The following is an 18,811-nucleotide window of genomic DNA, read 5'->3' as shown; positions in this document are numbered from 1 at the left end:
ATTCCACCCCGTTTTATTCTTCAATAGCACTGCCTTCTTCGATAACTGCACCTTCAGGTGTGACAGCTTCTTTGACTGGCAAAACTGTTCTAATTGCACCTAATTCGAAAGTCAAGTATACTCCGTCTACATCAAGTACAATCGTTTTGTTTTCAGTATCAACTTCGTCGACTGTACCGTAGAGACCACCGATAGTGATTACTTCGTAGCCTTTTTGAAGTTTGTTGAGGCTCTCCATACGTTTTTCAGCTTGTTTTTTTTGAGAACGTTGCATGAAGAACATCAAGCCGAACATCAAAACAAGCATAATCAAGAATGTTAAATTCCCACCCATTATTTTTTCTCCTTTGTAATTCAGATAAAACTACTATATCAAATTTCACTTGTTTTTACAAGATTGCACCTTGATTTTAGGTCAATAAAAAACCAGAGCAAATGCCCTGATTTTTCTTATTTCAAGTTGTTTACAAGTTCTACTAAGTTTTCAACTGTAAATCCATATTCTGCTAAAACTTTTGGTGCTGGTGCAGATGCTCCAAAGGTATCAATACCAAGAACTGCTCCATCAAGACCAACGTATTTATACCAGTTTTGAGTTGCTCCCATTTCAACTGCTACACGGCGACGAACTGCATTTGGTAGAATCTCTTCTTTGTAGGCTGCATCTTGTGCATCAAATACATCTGTAGATGGCATGCTGACTACGCGAACTTTGCCACCTTGACTTGCCAATTCTTTAGCAGCTGCAACAGCCAGATTAACCTCTGAACCAGTCGCAATCAAAATGGTGTCAAAGTCTGCTGTATTTTCATAGACAACATAAGCACCTTTCGCAACCTTATCAAAGTCTGTTCCTTCCTCAACAGTCAAGTTCTGACGAGTCAAGACGAGGGCAGTCGGTGTTTTCTCGCTCTTAACTGCTTGATACCAAGCTGCTTGTGTTTCACGTGCATCAGCAGGACGGAAAACATTGAGGTTTGGAATCGCACGAAGACCTGCCAAGTGCTCAATTGGTTCATGAGTTGGTCCGTCTTCACCAACTGCGATTGAATCGTGAGTGAAGACATAAGTCACTGGAAGACCTTGTAAGGCTGACAAACGAACTGCTGCTTTAAGGTAGTCTGAGAATACGAAGAAAGTTCCACCATAAACTCGAAGTCCACCGTGAAGAGCCATTCCGTTCAAGACAGTACCCATTGCAAATTCACGAACACCAAATTGGATGTTACGATTTAAGCGATTTGCATCATCTTGAAGTCCGTCAGTTTTGATGTAAGTCATATTTGAATGAGCGAGGTCTGCTGATCCACCAAGGAAGGTTGGCAATTTAGCAGCCACAACATTCAAGGCATCCTGACTTGAGTTACGCGTCGCTTGAGAGAAGTCATTTTCTAAAGCTGGGAAGTCTTCTGGAGTCAATTCAACTGGATCGCGCCCTTCGATAATTGCTTCCACTTCTGCAGCAAGCTCTGGGTGAGCTTCTTTATAATCTGCAACTAGTTTTGTCCAGGCTTCATAAGCTGATGCCCCACGGTCTGCGACATTCTCTTTAAAGTCTGCGTATACTTCTGCTGGGATTTCAAACGGTTCATAGTTCCAACCAAGTGCTTGGCGAGTTGCTGCAGTTTCATCCGCGCCAAGAGGGGCACCGTGTACGGCATTAGTCCCTTGTTTATTTGGAGAACCATAACCAATAACAGTTTTCACTTCAATCAAAGATGGTTTTCCTGAAGCCTTAGCTTCTTCAATAGCAGCATGAATAGCTTCTAAGTCTGTTCCATCTTCTACCAAGGCTGTATGCCAACCATAAGCATTGTAACGATCGCGAACACTCTCTGTGAATGAATCTTTTGTCTCACCGTCCAAGTTGATATCATTTGAATCATAGAGAACAACCAATTTGTCAAGCTTTTGCAAGCCTGCATAAGAAGCAGCTTCACTTGAGACACCTTCCATCAAGTCACCATCTCCACAGATAACGTAAGTGTAGTGGTCAAAGATGTTATAACCTTCACGGTTGTACTTAGCTGCAAGGAAACGTTCTGCTTGTGCAAAACCTGTTGCAGTCGCAATCCCTTGTCCTAGAGGGCCTGTTGTTGCATCAACCCCTGCTGTATGACCAAATTCTGGGTGACCTGGTGTTTTAGAGCCCCATTGACGGAAGTTCTTCACTTCATCCATGCTCACATCTTCAAATCCAGAAAGGTGAAGAAGGGCATAGAGAAGCATTGATCCGTGACCAGCTGAAAGAATGAAACGGTCGCGGTTAATCCAGTTTGGTTGAGCTGGATTGATACGAAGTTCTTTAGTGAATAGGCTGTATGCCATCGGTGCAGCTCCCATAACCACCCCTGGGTGACCTGAGTTGGCTTTATTGATAGCGTCAATACCTAGAAAACGAATCGCATTAACAGATAGATTTGACATAGAATTTCCTTTCTCTTTGAGGTGATAGGTCTATCACATATCCTATTCTACTATTATATGAAAATTATCCGTATCGTGCAACATACGGATAACCTCCAGAAAAAAATTTTATATTAAAGCAAGGCTTTGAATTGGATATTTGAGTCTTGTTCGAAGCAGTCATCAAAACCACGTGGGTGATGATATTCTACTAAGTGTTGGTCTTGAGGGTAAGTGTATTTACCACCAACTTCCCAGATAAATGGATGGAAATCGTATTGCAAACGATCTTTTCTCATTTTCCAAAGTTCTAGGATTTCATTCGTAGAAGCCATGAAGTTAGACCAGATATCATAGTGAACTGGAATAATGACTTTTGCACGAAGATTTTCTGCCATGCGAAGTAGGTCAATAGATGTCATTTTATCTTGGATACCAACTGGGTTTTCACCATAGTTATTCAAAGCAACATCAATTTTGAAGTCTTTACCATGTTTCGCAAAGTAGTTTGAGAAGTGAGAATCTGCACCATGATAGATGGTTCCACCTGGTGTTTCAAAGACATAGTTAACAGCCTTTTGAGCCATTTCTTCATCAGTAACAGCTAAGCCAGCAAGTTCGCCACCTGTCTCATCAGCACCGTTCACTGGTAGCGTTACCAAGCAAGTACGGTCAAATGATTCTACCGCATGAATCTTCATGTCTTTTAGTTCAATAGTATCACCTGGTTTGACAACGATGATGCGTTCTTTTGGAACACCCCATCCTTCCCAGATTCGTCCACAATGGTAAGGGCCGATAAACTTAACATGTTCTAACTTAGGATTATTGAGAATTGCTGCAGCTGTGTATGGGTCGATATGGTCACTATGGAAGTGTGAAACCAAGTAGTAGTCGAGTTCATTGATAGCAAATGGATCGATAACCATTGGCTGAACACGTAAGTTTGGTTGCAATTTACGAACACCTGCCATATTTGCCATTTGGTGTCCGCGAACCATATCTTTCACTTTTTTAGTTGATTTTCCACGGTTCGACCAAAGGTCCATGACAACGTTAGCACCACCTGGTGTTTTAATCCAAGTACCACAGTTGCCTAACCACCACATGGCAAAGTTGCCTTCAGGAACGACTTCTTCTTCGATTTCTTCATTCAACCATGTTCCCCACTCTGGGAAAGTAGCTAAAATCCATGATTCTCTTGTAATTTCTTTTACGTTTGGCATTTGAAATCCTCCATGTTTTGTTCAAGTATTTATTTCATACTTAGTATAACACCGACCAATATATTAAAAAAGACCAAGAAAAACACAGGCTTGTGTTCATCATTGGACTGTGATGTTTATGATTCATCTAAAAAAGCTTGGATGACTAATTCTTGGTTGATTAAGAGTTGAATTTCTTCCTGTAATTTTGCTGCAGCGTGTTTATCCGATATATAGGTGCCGATAATGGTTGATAGATTTTCCTTGAAGGTTCGACCATCTTTTCTAAGGATCTTATTCTTCATAAAGTCTGTCATGCGTAAAATATCTTCTGCCTCAAGTATAGGGTTTACCTTTAGCACTGGGAAGCGACTCTCAAGCTCATCGTTTGTTGTAATAAGTAAATCAACCTGAGTAATATCCTCCACGCTTTTGAACTGCTCAGTGGTAAAGACTGCCCCAATCTGTTCGTTTGGAAGATAGAAGCGGCATTGTTTAAGTAAGAGTTTAGAAACGCCCACTCCTTCATCACACACAATATAAATCTTCTTGGTATTGTTCTGAATCGATGGAGTATATTTTAAAAATCCTCCAACATGAATGGTCAGATAGGCAATCTCATCATCTGTCAATCGAATCTGCCAGGCTTCTTCTAGCACTTCTGCACATTTTTTTGTAATTACGAAAAGCTCACTATACTTGGAACGAATCTGACGTGTCAAAGGATTTTTTGAGAAAATACCATAGTTCTTTCTGAATAATAGCGCCTTACAATGAATCACGAGATTCCTCAACAAGTCTTCTTTCTGTTCAATCTCCATTCTGGTTTGGGATTCAAAATACCAAATAAACTCTTCTAAAGCTCTTCTCAAATGTTGAAAATCTTTACTTTCTGCATGGATGTCTCGATCTTTTCGATAGGATAACAAAAGAATGGCCAAGAGAGATGTATCTAATTCTGAAAACGAGATGCCAAATGTTTCAAATAAGCGTTCTCCTAGTTTCTTAGACACCTGGTATTCTATCCTCTTTCGAATCAATGAAAATTCTTGATCAATTTCTTGATGTTTATCTTGATTTCTAGTAACGGTATCACACCCTAGTAGAAGATAGGGAAGGACCTGTAACATAAAGGTGACTTCGTGATGGTTTATTTTTTTCCCTAAATTTTGCTCAACCAGTGGAACTTGTTTTTTGAGGAATTGATTGACTTCATCAGAAAGAAGCTTCTCATCTTCTAATCGCTCCTTGATTTTCTCCTCTAAAATAGCTACAAAAGCTGGGTTCTCCTCTATAAAGATATGATAGAGAAGGGATTGAAGATACTGGATTTTATTAAGAGGGTGTGCATTCAAGTAGTAACCGCGAGATTTACTAACTTGAAGCGTTACTTGATACTGCTCCAAGGTTAGCTGGTAACGAATGCTATTTAAGTCATTAAGGACTGTATTTCGAGAGACTTCTGTTAATTCCATGAGTTTTTCAAGCGTGATTCTCTCTTTGGAAATACCAATCAAAAGAAGCATCAGCTGCATCCGCTCGTTGGCACTCATGATGTAATCATAAGAATCAACTTCGTCTAATAATTGACGACAAGCTTCTCTTTGTTCCTCGGTTAAGTGGATACCAATCCGAGGCAGACTGATGATATGCAACTTCTCATCATCCAAAGCATCATTGATTTTATCAATGTGATAGTAGATTTTTCTTCGAGATTGAGCTAGATCTTTTGAAATGGCCATAATTGTTTTGGACGTTTCTTGATCCATCAAATATTGAAGCAAGTCACAGCTCGCCTTATCTAAAACCATAATTCATACTCCTCTATTTGTCAATCGCTTCCAAAACAACTTTATAATGGTATCACATTCGTAAAGACTTTGCAATTATATGCTGTAAACTCTTAACAGTGGATATTTACAACTACAAAAGCGAGGCTTGGATCGCAAGGTCCTAGCCTCTTTTCAATTCATTTTCTTATTTCTTTTGACCGTAATAAGCATTTGGTCCATGCTTACGTTGGTAGTGCTTTTCTAGGATGTACTGGGGAGCAGGTTCAACTCTTGGATTGATTTGCTCTGTGAAGCGATTCATCTTAGATACTTCCTCTAGTACAACAGAGTGATAGACAGCATTCTCTGGATTTTTGCCCCAGGTGAATGGACCGTGATTACGTACGACAATCCCTGGTACTTCAACAGGGTTTAGACCACGACGTTCAAACTCTTCTACGATAACTAGGCCAGTATCTTTTTCATAAGCTACCTCTACTTCATCCTTGGTCAAACTACGGGCGCAAGGGATTGAACCGTAGAAATAATCCGCATGGGTTGTCCCGTAGAAAGGAATATCACGGCCTGCCTGAGCCCAACCAACAGCTTCTGTCGAATGGGTATGGACCACACTAGCAATCTCTGGCCAAGCCTTATATAACTGCACATGAGTTGGAAGGTCCGAAGATGGTCTTAAATCTCCTTCTAGAACCTTGCCATCCAGGTCAGTTACCACCATGTTTTCAGGTGTCAATTCGTCATAATCTACGCCTGATGGTTTGATAACAATGACACCGAGTTCGCGATTGACTTCAGATACATTGCCCCAGGTAAATTTGACAAGTCCATGTTTTGGCAATGATTGATTGGCATCACAGACTCGTTTACGCATAGCATTGATTACTTGATTCATCTTACATCAAACCTGCTTTCTTAATTAGTGGGTAGAGAAAAGCTTGGGCCTCTTGAATGGCTGCGCGTGTTTCTTCTACAGTTTCACAATTTTCAGACCACATTTCGATTAGGAAAGGACCATTATAATTGGTTTGCTTTAAAATATTGAAAGCATCTTCCCATTTGACACAACCTTGTCCAAAAGGTACATCTCGGAATTGGCCCTTTGAACTTTCTGTCACTGCATAAGTATCCTTGAGGTGGAGAGCTGCAATAGCATGATGGCCAAGATAAAATTCACTGTAGACATCATTATGCCATGCAGACACATTACCAATATCTGGATAGACAAAGAGGTAGGGAGAGGCAATCTCTTTTTCTACAGCCAAGTATTTTTCGATGCTATTGATGAAAGGATCATCCATAATTTCGATGGCAAGTACCACCTGAGCTTCTTCTGCCCAGTCACAAGCTTTTCTCAAATTTTTAATAAAACGTTGGCGTGTCTGGGGTGACTTTTCCTCATAGTAAACGTCGTAACCAGCTAATTGAATCGTACGAACTCCCAAATCTTGAGCTAATTCGATACATTTTTTCATGAGTTCCAGAGATTTTTCCTCTAGAACTGGATCATTCGATCCCAATGGGTAACGACGATGGCCTGAAAAACAGATAGAGGGAATACGAACACCAGTCTCATAGATTGCTTTTACAATATCCAAGCGCTCTTCCTTACTCCAGTCAAGCCTTGCTAAACGCTCGTCACGCTCATCGATAGACATCTCGACAAAATCAAAGCCTAACTCCTTGGCAAAATTTAAACGTTCTAGCCAAGTAAAGTGGGTCGGGGTTGCCTTTTCATAAATTCCAATTGGACGTGCCATGGTTTACCCCCAAATTCGTTTGATTTCATCCTTGAAGGCACGCGCTGCTCCTGCTGGATCCGCAGCCTCCGTAATTCCACGACCTGCGATAAAGGTAAAGACATCAACGCCTTCAAAGAGTTTGAGAGTATCTACATCTAGACCACCTGTTACAGAAACTCGGAAGCCCATGTCAATGAGTTTCTTAACCTTATTAAGGTCTTTTTCACCCCAAGTTTCACCAGCAAGAAGGGCATCACGAGATTGGTGATAGATAGCTTGTGAGATACCTGCATCTAGCCAAAGCTGAGCTTGTTCAAAAGTCCAATCGCCATAAAGCTCGATCTGGATTTCGCCTCGGTCTCCACGTTCAGCCTTGATAGCCTTTAGAGCTGCTTCCATAGTAGGGATGGTTGCACAACAGATACAAGTCATCCAATCTGCTCCACGAACGGCATTATTTTTGGCAACTGTTCCACCAGCATCAGCACATTTTGTATCTGCCACAATAATCTTATCTGGGAAAAGGCTTCGCAAGACCTCAACCAGTTCACTTCCAACTTGAAGCAAGCAAACAGTTCCAGCTTCGATAATATCTACTTCCTGACCAACAGAAATAGCTGCTTTAATTGCTCCTTGCAAGTCTGAATGGTCTAATGCAACTTGTAAATTAGGTATTCTTTTTGTCATCTCTTTATTCCTCTTTCTAACTTTCCAAATCCAATCCTTCGAGATAAGGGCTATCCTTAGATTCTTCGATCATTTCCAAGACATCTTCTTTAGTCTGGCAAGCCTGTAAACGTGCAATAGAATCTTCTAATTCAAATAAGGCAATGATTTGTGGAATAGCTACACTCGTGTGAATTTTTGAGCTTGTTGCCGCTAGTGCAAGCAAAACAGAGACCTCTTTCCCATCTGAAAATACAACCGGATTTTGTAAGGTAATCAATGAAAAGGCATCTCTTTGCACTCCAGCTTCAGGTCTAGCATGGGGCATAGCCATACCTGGCATTAAAATATAATAAGGCCCATACTCTTCAGTTGATTCGATGATAGCATCGTAATACTCTGGCAAAATCGCCCCACTTTCAATCAAGGGATCTACTGCTACCCTGACTGCTTCTTTCCAATCCTTAGCTTCTAACCCTAGTCGGATCGAGTCATTGTCAATTAAAGCTTGTTTTAAATTCATATCTGCCTCCTTTATTTAAAGAGGGAGAAGGACAGAAACGATAACTCTCAGTTTCTGTCCAGCCCCCTCCAACCTTTTACTGTAGTGCTTGACTGAGTTTTTCAGTGATTTCTTTATCATCCATCAAGTTGTCAAGCCCAATTAACTTCCCATTAGTCCGACCTTCCAATTCTTGGATTAAATGAAGAGAAGCGATTACGATGTCATAGCCTGCTGCTAAACCTTTTGCTTCACCGACACTGCATGAATTGACTGTAAAGTCTGTTTGATTAAGCTTACGGAGGGCATTTTCAACCTTCATCTTGATAACCATAGATGAACCCATTCCATTTCCACACGCTGCTAATACTTTAACCATTTTATTTTCTCCTTTTCTAGATACTAAGCTTCTTCTTGAACTTCACCCTTGTAATATTTCTCTTTATCTTTTGCTTTTGCAAATTGAAGTTGAGGAATAACGAGCAAGAAGAGACATACAAGTACATAACCAACAATACCGAGGTATTTGAAGATATAACCAAATCCAAGCCATGGGAATTCAAAGTCGATATTTCCATGGTAACCACCGTAAGATGCTAAGTCGAGAAGGGCTACACAGAGAGCTCCTAGAGCAACTTGGAGGACACCTGAAATGAAGGATAGGATAACGGCTGCTTTCCATCCGCCACGCTTATCAGCATAGACCGCGATGGCTGCATTATCAAAGAACACTGGTACAAATCCTGTAATAATAAGGATAGGGTTTTTAAAGACGATGAGCAAGACAATTGTAATCAATTGACCAATCAAACCAAAGGCAAATCCAGACAAGACAGCGTTTGGAGAACCAAATCCATAAGAAGCTGCAACGTCAACCGCTGGGAATGAACCAGGCAACAATTTGTTTGAAATACCTTGGAAGGCATTTGTCAACTCAGATACGAACATGCGGACACCTTGCATCAAAACGAACAAGTAAACTGAGAAGGTGAAGGCTGTTTGGATAATGTACATAAAGAAATCTTGTTTTGCAGGATTGAATAGAGTTCCTGAAGTGATGACTTCTTTATTAGACATAATGTCTGGACCCAAGATTAAAAGAATGGCTCCGAAGAATACGAGCATCAAAGTAGCAGAGGCAACAACTGTATCATGGAAGATTGAGAGGAACTTAGGCAATTTAAGATTGTCTAGACTTTCTTCTTTCTTACCAAAGCGTCCTGCCACTTTATCTACAAACCAGATTGCAAATTGTTGTTGGTGACCAATCGCAAATCCGCCACCACCAGTCAAGCGTTGAGTTGCCTCAACAGTCATATTTGAACTAACTGCCCAGTAAAGGCCACAGATGATACCGATTGCTGCTGTACCATAAGCATTTCGCAATTGTGGGACTAAGAATAGAACCATAAGAGATACAGTCGCAGCTTGTTGTACCATGATGTGACCAGTAATAAAGAGGGTTCTTACTTTCGTAATCTTGCGTAGAGCTACAAGCAAGATATTTACTCCAAAACCGATCAATAGAGCTGTTGTTGCAGTTCCGACGAAATCTGGAAATTCTGCTGCAATTTTGTTGTTTGCTGCAGCAAGTCCAAAGTAAGGGTCAATAACCGCTGCACCAATTTGGAATTTGTAGTTAAGGGCTGCCAAGATTGGGCGGAAGGTTGTAACCAAACCACCAGCACCCACGTTGAGCAACATATAACCTACTGTTGCTTTAACGAAACCTGAGAAAACGTCATGAGCAGGTTTTTTCAAAAGTGCATATCCTATTAGCACCAATAAACCTACAAAAAATGCGGGATTCTGCAAAATATTGCTAGAAAACCAATTTAGAACACTTGAAATGACTTCCATAATTGTTCTCCTTTTGAATTGTTTTTGTAAGTTTATTATATAATGTGAAAACGGAAACAAAAAGACCAAGAATTACACAGCGGACTGTTCACTCTTGGACTGTATGATTTATGATATTTTACGGCTTATCTTATTTTCTCGTAGCTAGATAAAAGGGAAGAATTGTTTCATAAGATTCCAGTAGGGCTTCTAGGATTTCTTCTTCAGATGAATTTTCTGTCACTGGAACATCTACCTTCACTAAAACCTTTCGGACTTCCTGATGGGATAATTTTTCTCTTAAAATTTGACGATTTTCCTCAGTAGCCTCCATCTTTTGACTTTCTCCATCTGAATAGACTAGATAATAAATTCCTTCTACCACTGGAACTTCTAGGACCTTGGCCTGTTTGTCTAAAGTTCGGTCATCCTTCTTACGTTCGATAAAACTAACTTCTAGTGAAACTCCAAAATCAGAAGGGCTTCCATACAAACGAAGAGCCAACATAGGCTCTGTCACTTCCCCCTCACACTGTAAATAGGCCCAGAAATGTGGTCGCAAACGTTGGGCTTGATTCATCCACTGACTCGTCCCTTGGAGATCCCATTCTGGATGTCTTTCTTGAAAAGCCTTGGCTAAGTGTGTAAAGACCTTTCTGGCCTCCTGCCCCTTGCTTCTCAAATAAAGCATATTTTCAGCTTCTTGACCTGCCTTCTCGGGTTTTTGATACTGTAAACCAGAGTAAGCTAGATATTCTCTCATTGTATTCAACATAGGATCAACCTCCCTTAGCTAGCAAAAAATCAGGGTGCCCCTGATTTTGCTTTGATTATTCTGTATCAACCACAACGTAACGATTTGGTTCATCACCTTCTGAATAACTAGTGACACCCTCCATACGTGAAATAATACGATGGATGATTTTACGTTCGCTACTAGACATTGGATCAGTCACCTGACTACGCCCCTCTTCTAGGACACGTGTAGCTAACTTCTGTGCATAGCTCTGCAAGACTTCTGCACGGTGCTCTACATAATCATTAACATTGATGGTAATATAGAAGGTTCTTGAATAGCGGTTATAAAGATAATTTTGCGCTAAAAGCTGGAGAGATTTCAAAACCTTACCATGGTAACCGATAATACGGCCTGGTTCATTAGTATCAATTTGCATATTGATAGAACGGCGATTTGAGGTACTTGAAATTGCTCCCTCAACATCCATATCATCAATAATACCTTGAACATAGTTGGTCACTTCTTCGACCACCTGGTCAATATCATAGGTCGGTTCAATCTTCAAACCTAGATTTTCTAAATCATCATTCTGCTCGACTTCTTCCTGCTCTTTAGATTCTTCAGGCAGTAAATCTTTTAGAATGGCAATATGACCAGTCTCCTCTAAAATTGTACTAGCTTCTTTCTCATTTTTTAAAATTTCGGCCTTAACTTCTTCAGAGATCCCTTGTCCTTCTTCCTCGATTTTCTTGATTGCTTCAACAACATGGCCTAAGTCTACTGTTGCTTCACTAACAGTCTTAACGGGTTCGTTCTTAGCATTAACTTCCTTTGGAACTCCCTTAACTGCTTGCTGATTTGCCTTCACAACAGTTGTCTCACTAATTGCTTCGATATCAACTTGCGCTGGTTTCTTCCCAAAAAGGCCAAAGAATCCTTTTTTCTCCCTTGAGACAACCTTGATATGCGCCTTCATTCTAGGAATCCCCAATTCCTTCAATCCCGTTTGGATTGCTTCCTCAACAGTTGAACCTGTAAATAATACCATTACAAGATTCCTCCTTACTTTTTCTTTTTCTGTGCTTTCTTGAGAGCTTTTCTCTTCTTGATTTCTAAATCCTTCTTAGCCTGTACTCCCGCCTCACGCTCTGCAATAATCTTGAATGGATTGTTGAGCAGATAGGTTTGGAGCACCTGATAAGCATTGGATACCGCCCAGTATAAGGCAACCCCACTTGGTGAATACATGGCAAAGAAGAAAATCATGACTGGCATTGCATACATCATCCCTGTCATGGCGCCATTTTTCTCAACCATGGCCTTATTGGATAACCAGGTGCTAAGGAAAGTAAAGATAGCTGCCAGAATAGGCAAAACAAAAGTCGTATCAACACCACCAAGGTTAATCCATAAGAAATGACCCGTTTTTAGAAATTCTACCCTACTCAAAGCTTGGAACAAGGCCAACAAGACTGGCATTTGGATTAAGATTGGCCAAAGAGAAGCTGACTGTTTGACACCATGTTGCTTGAACAACTGACGCATTTCTTGGTCTAACTTGGTACGGCTCTCCATATCCCGTCCCGGATAACGTTCTCGCAACTCCTTAACCAGTGGTTGTACTTCTTGCATCTTTCTAGATGCCACCATTTGTATCTGAAAGACTGGTAAAAGAATGGTTCTGATTAGAAGGGTAAATAAAATAATCCCCAGACCAATACTTGTATCAAATGATAAAAAGCGAATGGTTTCAGCAAAAAAATAAACAAATTTACTCCAAAAACCTGTTGATTCAGCTGTAATCTCACTCGTCGTACCATTAGCCGTGCAGGCGCTCATCACAAATAAAGCAAGCACCACTAAGCTAGTCAACTGTAATTTCTTTTTCACTCCCATTTCCTTCCTGGTAAATCTTTGATAACTTTAATACGTGAAGTAGATTTTTTTTCATTTCCGCGTAGTCCAAGATTTCAACACCTTTTCGAGCAATCACAACAAAATCTACATTTTCAACCAGCTGATTTTTATGTTCAATCAGAATATGTCGAATTCTTCTCTTGATCTGATTCCTCGTGACAGCGTTTCCTAATTTTTTACTGACAGATAGGCCAACTCGAAAATGCTGTTCATTATTTTCTAATCGATAAATAACAAATTTACGATTAGCAAAACTCTCCCCTTTTTTAAATATTGCACTAAAATCTTTCTCTTTTTTTACACGAAAGCGTTTTTTCAAAATTCAACTCCATCTATTAAAACTACTACTATTATACCATAATTTTTCAAAAAGCCAATCATAGCAAGGTTTTAGCCCATTTTACAGAATGAAAAAACTGGTTTTATCCTTTAAATCATCTTATTTTTGAACAAATTTACAAATTTGAACATGCTACTTTCTTTATTTTCTCTTGAGATAAAACAAAAGTCACCCTTTGGAGTGACTTTTGTAGGAGATTATTATGAAAAAGTTAGGATTTTAATTAAATAAAGTTAGGAGGTCTTTATTTAATGATAGTAGTATACAGGTCTATCCTTAAACCCAACTTAAACAGATTCAATTTCTTTTTAATTTTTAAAACTATGGATTGGAGCTGGGATTTGCCCTCCACGTGCAATGAAATCAACAGATGATGCACCGTTGACCTTCATGACTGGAGCTGTTCCTAAAAGACCACCAAATTCAATCATATCGCCTTCTTTTCCTTTTGGAATAATACGTACAGCAGTTGTTTTCATATTGATGACTCCGATAGCAGCTTCATCCGCAATCATTGCTGCAATCGTTTCTGCAGGTGTATCTTCAGGAATGGCAATCATATCCAAACCAACTGAACAGATAGCCGTCATAGCTTCTAGCTTTTCCAAATTAAGGGAGCCATTTTGCACAGCAGCAATCATCCCCTCGTCCTCAGAAACTGGGATAAAGGCACCAGACAAACCACCAACTTGGTTGCAAGCCATCACTCCGCCTTTTTTAACTTGGTCGTTCAAGAGAGCCAAGGCAGCAGTCGTTCCATGAGTCCCAACTGTCTCTAACCCCATTTCCTCAAGGACACGGGCTACAGAATCACCCACTGCTGGAGTTGGAGCCAAACTCAGATCGACAATTCCAAAATCAACTCCAAGTCGCTCACTAGCCATTTGACCGACTAATTGACCAATGCGGGTAATCTTGAAGGCTGTCTTTTTAACAGTTTCAGCAACAACATCAAAGCTCTGACCACGAACCTTTTCCAAGGCACGTTTAACAACACCTGGACCAGAAACACCGACATTGATGATGACATCTGCTTCACCAACACCATGAAAAGCGCCTGCCATAAAAGGATTGTCCTCTACCGCGTTGGCAAATACAACCAATTTAGCCGCCCCCATATCAGATAAAGAAGCTGTTTCCTTGATAATGCGTCCCATATCCGCTACTGCAGTCATATTGATGCCCGATTTGGTAGAACCGATATTTACTGATGAACAAACCTTATCCGTTTCTGCCAAAGCACGAGGAATGGAGTTGATAAGGATTTCATCACCTTTTTGATAACCCTTTTGTACCAAGGCTGAAAAACCACCAATGAAGTCAACACCAATTTCTTTCGCAGCTTTATCCAGTGCTTTAGCCAAGACTACATAATCCGTCGCATCGGTAGCAGCACCAATCAAGGAAATTGGAGTAACTGATACCCGTTTATTTACGATGGGAATGCCCAACTCAGCCGCAATTTCATCCCCAACAGCTACTAAATTAGCTGCTTTTGTAGTAATCTTTTCATATATTTTTTCTGCAGCACGATTGATATCTGGATCGATACAGTCCAAAAGGGAAATCCCCATGGTAATGGTTCTAATGTCAAAGTTTTGCTCCTCAATCATGGCGATTGTTTCGGTAACTTGTCTAATATCCATAAATACCTCCTAGATATTGTACATAGCATCAAAAATAGCTGCACTTTGAATATTGATTTTGACATTCAAAGTCTGACCAAAAACCTCAAATTCGTTTCTAAGATGTGTAAAATCTTGTTTTTCATCACTAGATACCACAGCCATCATAGTAAAGAATTCGTCTAAGACTGTTTGTGAGATATCATCAATATTTAAGCCTAATTCAGCAATTTTTGTCGCAACACCTGCAACAATTCCAGATTTATCTTTACCAACAACAGTAATAATAGCTTTCATGATTAAACTCCATTTCTAACACAGAACGATATCCATTTTGGACAAAAATAAAATGAAAAAGGAGGATAGAATAACTAAATCACTTAATAGTGAACAATTATCCAAGTTGAAATCCTAAAAAAATCTCTTAGTTGATCTTGTACCAGGCTAGTATTTTTTACCAAGTCGCTAGTTTAGAACTTGAAACTGATAATATATTGGCTCATAACCTCTTTATAGAATATTTTTGAAAAAATGAACATTGTCGATTTTCTTTTTCAATAGTATAGCATATTTCTTAATAAAATACTCAAAAACGCCTGCTTACGAAATTGTTCTTAAGTAAAAAACAATTTCGTAAACAAGCGTCTACCTTATCATCTTATGATGAGTGTTCCCGCTAGGACATAAGTCCTAGCGGTAGACCAGAGCTAGACTAAGAGCACAAGACTCCATCATCATAACACTCAACAAAATTGATGATTTTATACTAATTCGATGATCGCCATTGGCGCTGCATCACCACGACGTGGTTCAGTTTTAAGGATACGAGTGTATCCACCGTTACGCTCAGCATAACGAGGTGCGATTTCTGAGAACAATTTTTGAAGTGCTGTAGTAGAAGTGTACTTATCAGTTGCTTCATCATAGTTTTCAGATGCGATTTCATTACGTACGAAAGCAGCTGCTTGACGACGTGCATGCAAATCACCACGTTTACCTAGAGTAATCATTTTTTCAACAGTTTTACGGATTTCTTTAGCACGAGCTTCAGTTGTCACGATTGATTCGTTGATCAAAAGGTCAGTTGTCAAATCGCGAAGCATTGCTTTACGTTGTGAGCTAGTGCGTCCTAGTTTACGGTAAGCCATTTATTCCTCCTTTATTTATCTTTTAATCCAAGACCCAAATCAATGAGTTTGACTTTCACTTCTTCCAAACTCTTGCGTCCAAGATTTCTTACTTTCATCATCTCTGCTTCAGATTTTTCTGTCAAATCATGCACAGTGTTAATACCGGCACGTTTCAAACAGTTATATGAACGCACAGACAAGTCAAGTTCCTCAATCGTACGTTCCAAGATACGGTCGTCCGATTCAGTATCAGCTTCTTTCATCACTTCTGCTGACTTAGCAATCTCTGTAAGATTTGTAAACAAATCAAGGTGCTCTGTCAAGATACGTGCTGAAAGCCCTAAAGCATCTTCTGGAATAATTGTTCCATTAGTCAAGATTTCAAGGGTTAATTTGTCGAAACCATCATTGCTACCTACACGAGCAGGTTCAACTTGATAGTTGACTTTTGTAACTGGTGTATAAATAGAATCTACAGCAAGTGTTCCAACTGGTGCATTATCTTTTTTATTTTCATCAGCAGGTACATATCCACGACCACTGTTAACAGTCATTGTCGCTTTTAGAGAAGAACCTTCACCGATTGTAAAGAGATAATGATCTGGATTTACAATTTCAATGTCGCTATCTGTCAAGATATCTCCAGCTGTAATTTCAGCAGGACCTTGCACATCTAGTTCAATGATCTTTTCGTCTTTAACGTAAGATTTTACTGCAATACCTTTGATGTTCAGAATGATTTGCATCACGTCTTCGCGAACACCCGGAACTGTATCAAATTCATGCAATACACCTTCGATATTGATAGATGTTACAGCAGCCCCTGGAAGAGAAGCTAGAAGTACACGACGAAGAGAGTTACCAAGTGTTGTACCGTAACCACGTTCAAGCGGTTCGATTACAAACTTGCCATAATCTTTATTTTCATCAATTTTTGTTATATTTGGTTTTTCAAACTCGATCATTTAGTTACTCCCTCTTAAACGAAAAGCAGTGTAAGGTTATGATTATACACGGCGACGTTTTGGAGGACGAGCACCATTGTGTGGCACTGGAGTCACATCACGAATTGCTGTTACTTCAAGACCAGCGGCAGCAAGAGCACGAATAGCTGACTCACGACCAGAACCTGGACCTTTAACAGTAACTTCAACTGACTTAAGACCGTGTTCTTGTGCAGATTTAGCAGCAGCTTCAGAAGCCATTTGAGCAGCAAATGGTGTAGATTTACGAGAACCTTTGAAACCAAGAGCACCAGCTGATGACCAAGCAATTGCATTACCATGCACATCAGTAATCATAACAATAGTGTTATTAAATGTAGCGTGAATATGAGCAATACCAGATTCGATATTCTTTTTCACACGACGTTTACGTGTTGGTTTAGCCAAGACTTTTACCTCCTATATTATTTTTTCTTACCAGCAATCGCAACAGCTTTACCTTTACGAGTGCGAGCGTTGTTTTTAGTGTTTTGTCCACGGACAGGAAGTCCACGACGGTGACGGATACCACGGTATGAACCGATTTCCATCAAACGTTTGATGTTCAAGTTAACTTCACGACGAAGGTCACCTTCAACTTTAATTGCATCCACTTCACGACGGATAGCATCTTCTTGATCTGGTGTAAGATCGCGAACACGTACATCTTCTGAAATTCCAGCAGCTGCCAAGATTTTCTTAGATGTTGGAAGTCCGATACCGTACACATAAGTCAATGAAATTACTACGCGTTTGTCATTTGGAATGTCAACTCCAGCAATACGAGCCATGTTTTCTCCTTTCTATCTTATCCTTGACGTTGTTTGTGTTTTGGATTTGCTGGGCAAATTACCATAACACGACCATTACGACGAATTACTTTACAGTATTCGCAAATTGGTTTGACCGATGGTCTTACTTTCATTTCTTATCCCTCCAAGTTTTTCGATTATTTAAAGCGGTAAGTGATACGTCCACGTGTCAAGTCATATGGACTCATTTCGACAGTAACACGATCTCCCGCTAAAATACGAATATAGTTTTTACGAATTTTACCAGAAACTGTTGCTAAAATCTGATGTCCATTTTCAAGTTCAACCGTAAACATTGCATTCGGCATAGTATCAACTACTTTACCTTCAACTTCAATCACATCGTCTTTTGCCACGCAAAAGTACCTCCATAAATTTCGATTTGATGCCTCTAGACACAGAGACAACAATTATAAGTCAGACTAACTCAGTATAACATTTGTAGAGACATTTTGCAAGCATGAAAAACGCTTTTATTTCAATTTTGTCAATACTTTTTCGATATCTGCAAAGACATCATTGATATCTTTGTTACCTTCGATATCATGTACCAAACCTTTTGCACGATAGTGGGCAATAATTGGTTCACCTTGAGCAATATTAACATCCAAACGACGTTTTACTGTTTCAGGTTTGTCATCTTCACGTTGGTAATAGTCTTCTTCTTTGTAGTCAACTGGTGGGTTGAAAACTTTATGGAAAGTTTCGCCAGTTTCACGGTGAATGATACGACCACTCAAACGCTCCAAAAGACAATCTGGATTTACTTCGATGTTAATAACACCTTCAAGCTCAATTCCTAATTCAGCTAAAGTTTTATCCAAGGCATGAGCTTGTTCAATTGTACGTGGGTACCCGTCCAACAAGAAACCAGTTTCTTTAATGTCATCTTGTGAAAGACGCTCTTTCACGATACCATTTGTAACTTCATCTGGAACCAACTCGCCTTTGTCGATATAAGACTTAGCTAAGACACCCATTTCAGTTTGGTTAGCCATTGCCGCACGGAACATATCACCTGTTGAGATATGAGCAACATGGAATTGTTCAACAATTTTTGCTGCTTGTGTACCCTTACCTGCACCAGGTAAGCCCATAATCAAAAGATTCATGAT

23 protein-coding genes are annotated in these 18,811 nt (G+C 39.8%); all 23 read right to left on the bottom strand.

Annotated features, from left to right (window positions below):
- Window positions 1–13 precede the first annotated feature (13 nt).
- The 23 genes from yajC to QM469_RS04600 all read right to left on the bottom strand — a co-directional run bounded on the left by yajC (window position 14) and on the right by QM469_RS04600 (window position 18,808).
- Complete coding sequence (gene yajC, locus QM469_RS04710) at window positions 14–334, bottom strand: preprotein translocase subunit YajC (RefSeq protein ID WP_000509386.1); 321 nt, start codon at window positions 332–334, stop codon at window positions 14–16.
- 116 nt (window positions 335–450) lie between these two features.
- Entirely contained in the window at window positions 451–2,427 is a 1,977-nt protein-coding gene (gene tkt / locus QM469_RS04705; protein WP_414276135.1) for a transketolase, read from the bottom strand.
- A gap of 113 nt (window positions 2,428–2,540) precedes the next feature.
- Window positions 2,541–3,632 carry an L-ascorbate 6-phosphate lactonase gene (gene ulaG, locus QM469_RS04700; protein WP_140834575.1) on the bottom strand — a complete coding sequence of 364 codons (1,092 nt, stop codon included), beginning with the start codon at window positions 3,630–3,632 and terminating at the stop codon, window positions 2,541–2,543.
- Window positions 3,633–3,748: 116 nt separating this feature from the next.
- Window positions 3,749–5,422: a BglG family transcription antiterminator gene (locus tag QM469_RS04695; RefSeq protein WP_414276134.1), complete on the bottom strand. Its 1,674-nt coding sequence runs from the start codon at window positions 5,420–5,422 to the stop codon at window positions 3,749–3,751.
- Window positions 5,423–5,588: 166 nt separating this feature from the next.
- Window positions 5,589–6,296 (bottom strand): L-ribulose-5-phosphate 4-epimerase, encoded by a 708-nt coding sequence (locus QM469_RS04690; protein ID WP_006153388.1) that lies wholly within the window; start codon window positions 6,294–6,296, stop codon window positions 5,589–5,591.
- Window position 6,297: 1 nt separating this feature from the next.
- Window positions 6,298–7,161 carry an L-ribulose-5-phosphate 3-epimerase gene (locus QM469_RS04685; protein WP_414276133.1) on the bottom strand — a complete coding sequence of 288 codons (864 nt, stop codon included), beginning with the start codon at window positions 7,159–7,161 and terminating at the stop codon, window positions 6,298–6,300.
- A 3-nt stretch (window positions 7,162–7,164) separates the two neighbouring features.
- A complete protein-coding gene (locus QM469_RS04680) occupies window positions 7,165–7,830 on the bottom strand; it encodes a 3-keto-L-gulonate-6-phosphate decarboxylase UlaD (protein WP_414276132.1) in 666 nt (221 codons plus the stop codon).
- A 16-nt stretch (window positions 7,831–7,846) separates the two neighbouring features.
- Window positions 7,847–8,332, bottom strand: a complete 486-nt coding sequence (locus QM469_RS04675; protein WP_311523468.1) for a PTS sugar transporter subunit IIA — start codon at window positions 8,330–8,332, stop codon at window positions 7,847–7,849.
- A gap of 76 nt (window positions 8,333–8,408) precedes the next feature.
- Window positions 8,409–8,690, bottom strand: coding sequence for a PTS sugar transporter subunit IIB (locus tag QM469_RS04670; protein ID WP_000241466.1), 282 nt, complete (start codon window positions 8,688–8,690; stop codon window positions 8,409–8,411).
- Window positions 8,691–8,713: 23 nt separating this feature from the next.
- Window positions 8,714–10,171 (bottom strand): PTS ascorbate transporter subunit IIC, encoded by a 1,458-nt coding sequence (locus QM469_RS04665; RefSeq protein ID WP_049548841.1) that lies wholly within the window; start codon window positions 10,169–10,171, stop codon window positions 8,714–8,716.
- Between the two features lie 130 nt (window positions 10,172–10,301).
- Complete coding sequence (locus QM469_RS04660) at window positions 10,302–10,925, bottom strand: HI_0552 family protein (RefSeq protein ID WP_311523467.1); 624 nt, start codon at window positions 10,923–10,925, stop codon at window positions 10,302–10,304.
- Between the two features lie 55 nt (window positions 10,926–10,980).
- Window positions 10,981–11,937, bottom strand: coding sequence for an RNA-binding cell elongation regulator Jag/EloR (gene jag, locus QM469_RS04655; RefSeq protein ID WP_049504883.1), 957 nt, complete (start codon window positions 11,935–11,937; stop codon window positions 10,981–10,983).
- A 14-nt stretch (window positions 11,938–11,951) separates the two neighbouring features.
- Complete coding sequence (locus tag QM469_RS04650; RefSeq protein ID WP_281335381.1) at window positions 11,952–12,779, bottom strand: YidC/Oxa1 family membrane protein insertase; 828 nt, start codon at window positions 12,777–12,779, stop codon at window positions 11,952–11,954.
- Complete coding sequence (gene rnpA, locus QM469_RS04645; protein ID WP_153224692.1) at window positions 12,754–13,125, bottom strand: ribonuclease P protein component; 372 nt, start codon at window positions 13,123–13,125, stop codon at window positions 12,754–12,756. Before rnpA ends, QM469_RS04650 begins: the two co-directional genes overlap by 26 nt.
- Window positions 13,126–13,454: 329 nt before the next feature.
- Window positions 13,455–14,792, bottom strand: a complete 1,338-nt coding sequence (locus tag QM469_RS04640; protein WP_049504880.1) for a PFL family protein — start codon at window positions 14,790–14,792, stop codon at window positions 13,455–13,457.
- 9 nt (window positions 14,793–14,801) lie between these two features.
- Complete coding sequence (locus QM469_RS04635) at window positions 14,802–15,068, bottom strand: ACT domain-containing protein (protein ID WP_000644115.1); 267 nt, start codon at window positions 15,066–15,068, stop codon at window positions 14,802–14,804.
- 464 nt (window positions 15,069–15,532) lie between these two features.
- Window positions 15,533–15,919, bottom strand: coding sequence for a 50S ribosomal protein L17 (gene rplQ, locus QM469_RS04630; RefSeq protein ID WP_000331493.1), 387 nt, complete (start codon window positions 15,917–15,919; stop codon window positions 15,533–15,535).
- Between the two features lie 11 nt (window positions 15,920–15,930).
- Complete coding sequence (locus QM469_RS04625; RefSeq protein WP_000568996.1) at window positions 15,931–16,866, bottom strand: DNA-directed RNA polymerase subunit alpha; 936 nt, start codon at window positions 16,864–16,866, stop codon at window positions 15,931–15,933.
- 42 nt (window positions 16,867–16,908) lie between these two features.
- A complete protein-coding gene (gene rpsK, locus QM469_RS04620) occupies window positions 16,909–17,292 on the bottom strand; it encodes a 30S ribosomal protein S11 (protein WP_001118385.1) in 384 nt (127 codons plus the stop codon).
- Window positions 17,293–17,309: 17 nt separating this feature from the next.
- The gene (gene rpsM, locus QM469_RS04615; RefSeq protein WP_000090783.1) at window positions 17,310–17,675 is read right to left on the bottom strand and encodes a 30S ribosomal protein S13; all 366 of its coding nucleotides are present in this window, start codon (window positions 17,673–17,675) and stop codon (window positions 17,310–17,312) included.
- A 17-nt stretch (window positions 17,676–17,692) separates the two neighbouring features.
- Window positions 17,693–17,809, bottom strand: coding sequence for a 50S ribosomal protein L36 (gene rpmJ, locus QM469_RS04610; protein WP_001808836.1), 117 nt, complete (start codon window positions 17,807–17,809; stop codon window positions 17,693–17,695).
- Between the two features lie 24 nt (window positions 17,810–17,833).
- On the bottom strand, window positions 17,834–18,052 hold the full coding sequence (gene infA, locus QM469_RS04605; RefSeq protein ID WP_001029883.1) for a translation initiation factor IF-1: 219 nt from the start codon (window positions 18,050–18,052) through the stop codon (window positions 17,834–17,836).
- A 117-nt stretch (window positions 18,053–18,169) separates the two neighbouring features.
- A complete protein-coding gene (locus QM469_RS04600) occupies window positions 18,170–18,808 on the bottom strand; it encodes an adenylate kinase (protein ID WP_153224690.1) in 639 nt (212 codons plus the stop codon).
- Between the last annotated feature and the right edge of the window lie 3 nt (window positions 18,809–18,811).

This window comes from Streptococcus infantis (assembly GCF_047464215.1).
GTDB lineage: Bacteria > Bacillota > Bacilli > Lactobacillales > Streptococcaceae > Streptococcus > Streptococcus infantis_P.
This window is presented reverse-complemented; position numbering and strand designations above follow the sequence as displayed.

Bases quoted from the DNA above. Each gene is read 5' to 3' on its own strand.
- yajC (WP_000509386.1), bottom strand. From the start codon at position 334: ATGGGTGGGAATTTAACATTCTTGATTATGCTTGTTTTGATGTTCGGC.
- tkt (WP_414276135.1), bottom strand. From the start codon at position 2,427: ATGTCAAATCTATCTGTTAATGCGATTCGTTTTCTAGGTATTGACGCT.
- ulaG (WP_140834575.1), bottom strand. From the start codon at position 3,632: ATGCCAAACGTAAAAGAAATTACAAGAGAATCATGGATTTTAGCTACT.
- QM469_RS04695 (WP_414276134.1), bottom strand. From the start codon at position 5,422: ATGGTTTTAGATAAGGCGAGCTGTGACTTGCTTCAATATTTGATGGAT.
- QM469_RS04690 (WP_006153388.1), bottom strand. From the start codon at position 6,296: ATGAATCAAGTAATCAATGCTATGCGTAAACGAGTCTGTGATGCCAAT.
- QM469_RS04685 (WP_414276133.1), bottom strand. From the start codon at position 7,161: ATGGCACGTCCAATTGGAATTTATGAAAAGGCAACCCCGACCCACTTT.
- QM469_RS04680 (WP_414276132.1), bottom strand. From the start codon at position 7,830: ATGACAAAAAGAATACCTAATTTACAAGTTGCATTAGACCATTCAGAC.
- QM469_RS04675 (WP_311523468.1), bottom strand. From the start codon at position 8,332: ATGAATTTAAAACAAGCTTTAATTGACAATGACTCGATCCGACTAGGG.
- QM469_RS04670 (WP_000241466.1), bottom strand. From the start codon at position 8,690: ATGGTTAAAGTATTAGCAGCGTGTGGAAATGGAATGGGTTCATCTATG.
- QM469_RS04665 (WP_049548841.1), bottom strand. From the start codon at position 10,171: ATGGAAGTCATTTCAAGTGTTCTAAATTGGTTTTCTAGCAATATTTTG.
- QM469_RS04660 (WP_311523467.1), bottom strand. From the start codon at position 10,925: ATGTTGAATACAATGAGAGAATATCTAGCTTACTCTGGTTTACAGTAT.
- jag (WP_049504883.1), bottom strand. From the start codon at position 11,937: ATGGTATTATTTACAGGTTCAACTGTTGAGGAAGCAATCCAAACGGGA.
- QM469_RS04640 (WP_049504880.1), bottom strand. From the start codon at position 14,792: ATGGATATTAGACAAGTTACCGAAACAATCGCCATGATTGAGGAGCAA.
- QM469_RS04635 (WP_000644115.1), bottom strand. From the start codon at position 15,068: ATGAAAGCTATTATTACTGTTGTTGGTAAAGATAAATCTGGAATTGTT.
- rplQ (WP_000331493.1), bottom strand. From the start codon at position 15,919: ATGGCTTACCGTAAACTAGGACGCACTAGCTCACAACGTAAAGCAATG.
- QM469_RS04625 (WP_000568996.1), bottom strand. From the start codon at position 16,866: ATGATCGAGTTTGAAAAACCAAATATAACAAAAATTGATGAAAATAAA.
- rpsM (WP_000090783.1), bottom strand. From the start codon at position 17,675: ATGGCTCGTATTGCTGGAGTTGACATTCCAAATGACAAACGCGTAGTA.
- rpmJ (WP_001808836.1), bottom strand. From the start codon at position 17,809: ATGAAAGTAAGACCATCGGTCAAACCAATTTGCGAATACTGTAAAGTA.
- QM469_RS04600 (WP_153224690.1), bottom strand. From the start codon at position 18,808: ATGAATCTTTTGATTATGGGCTTACCTGGTGCAGGTAAGGGTACACAA.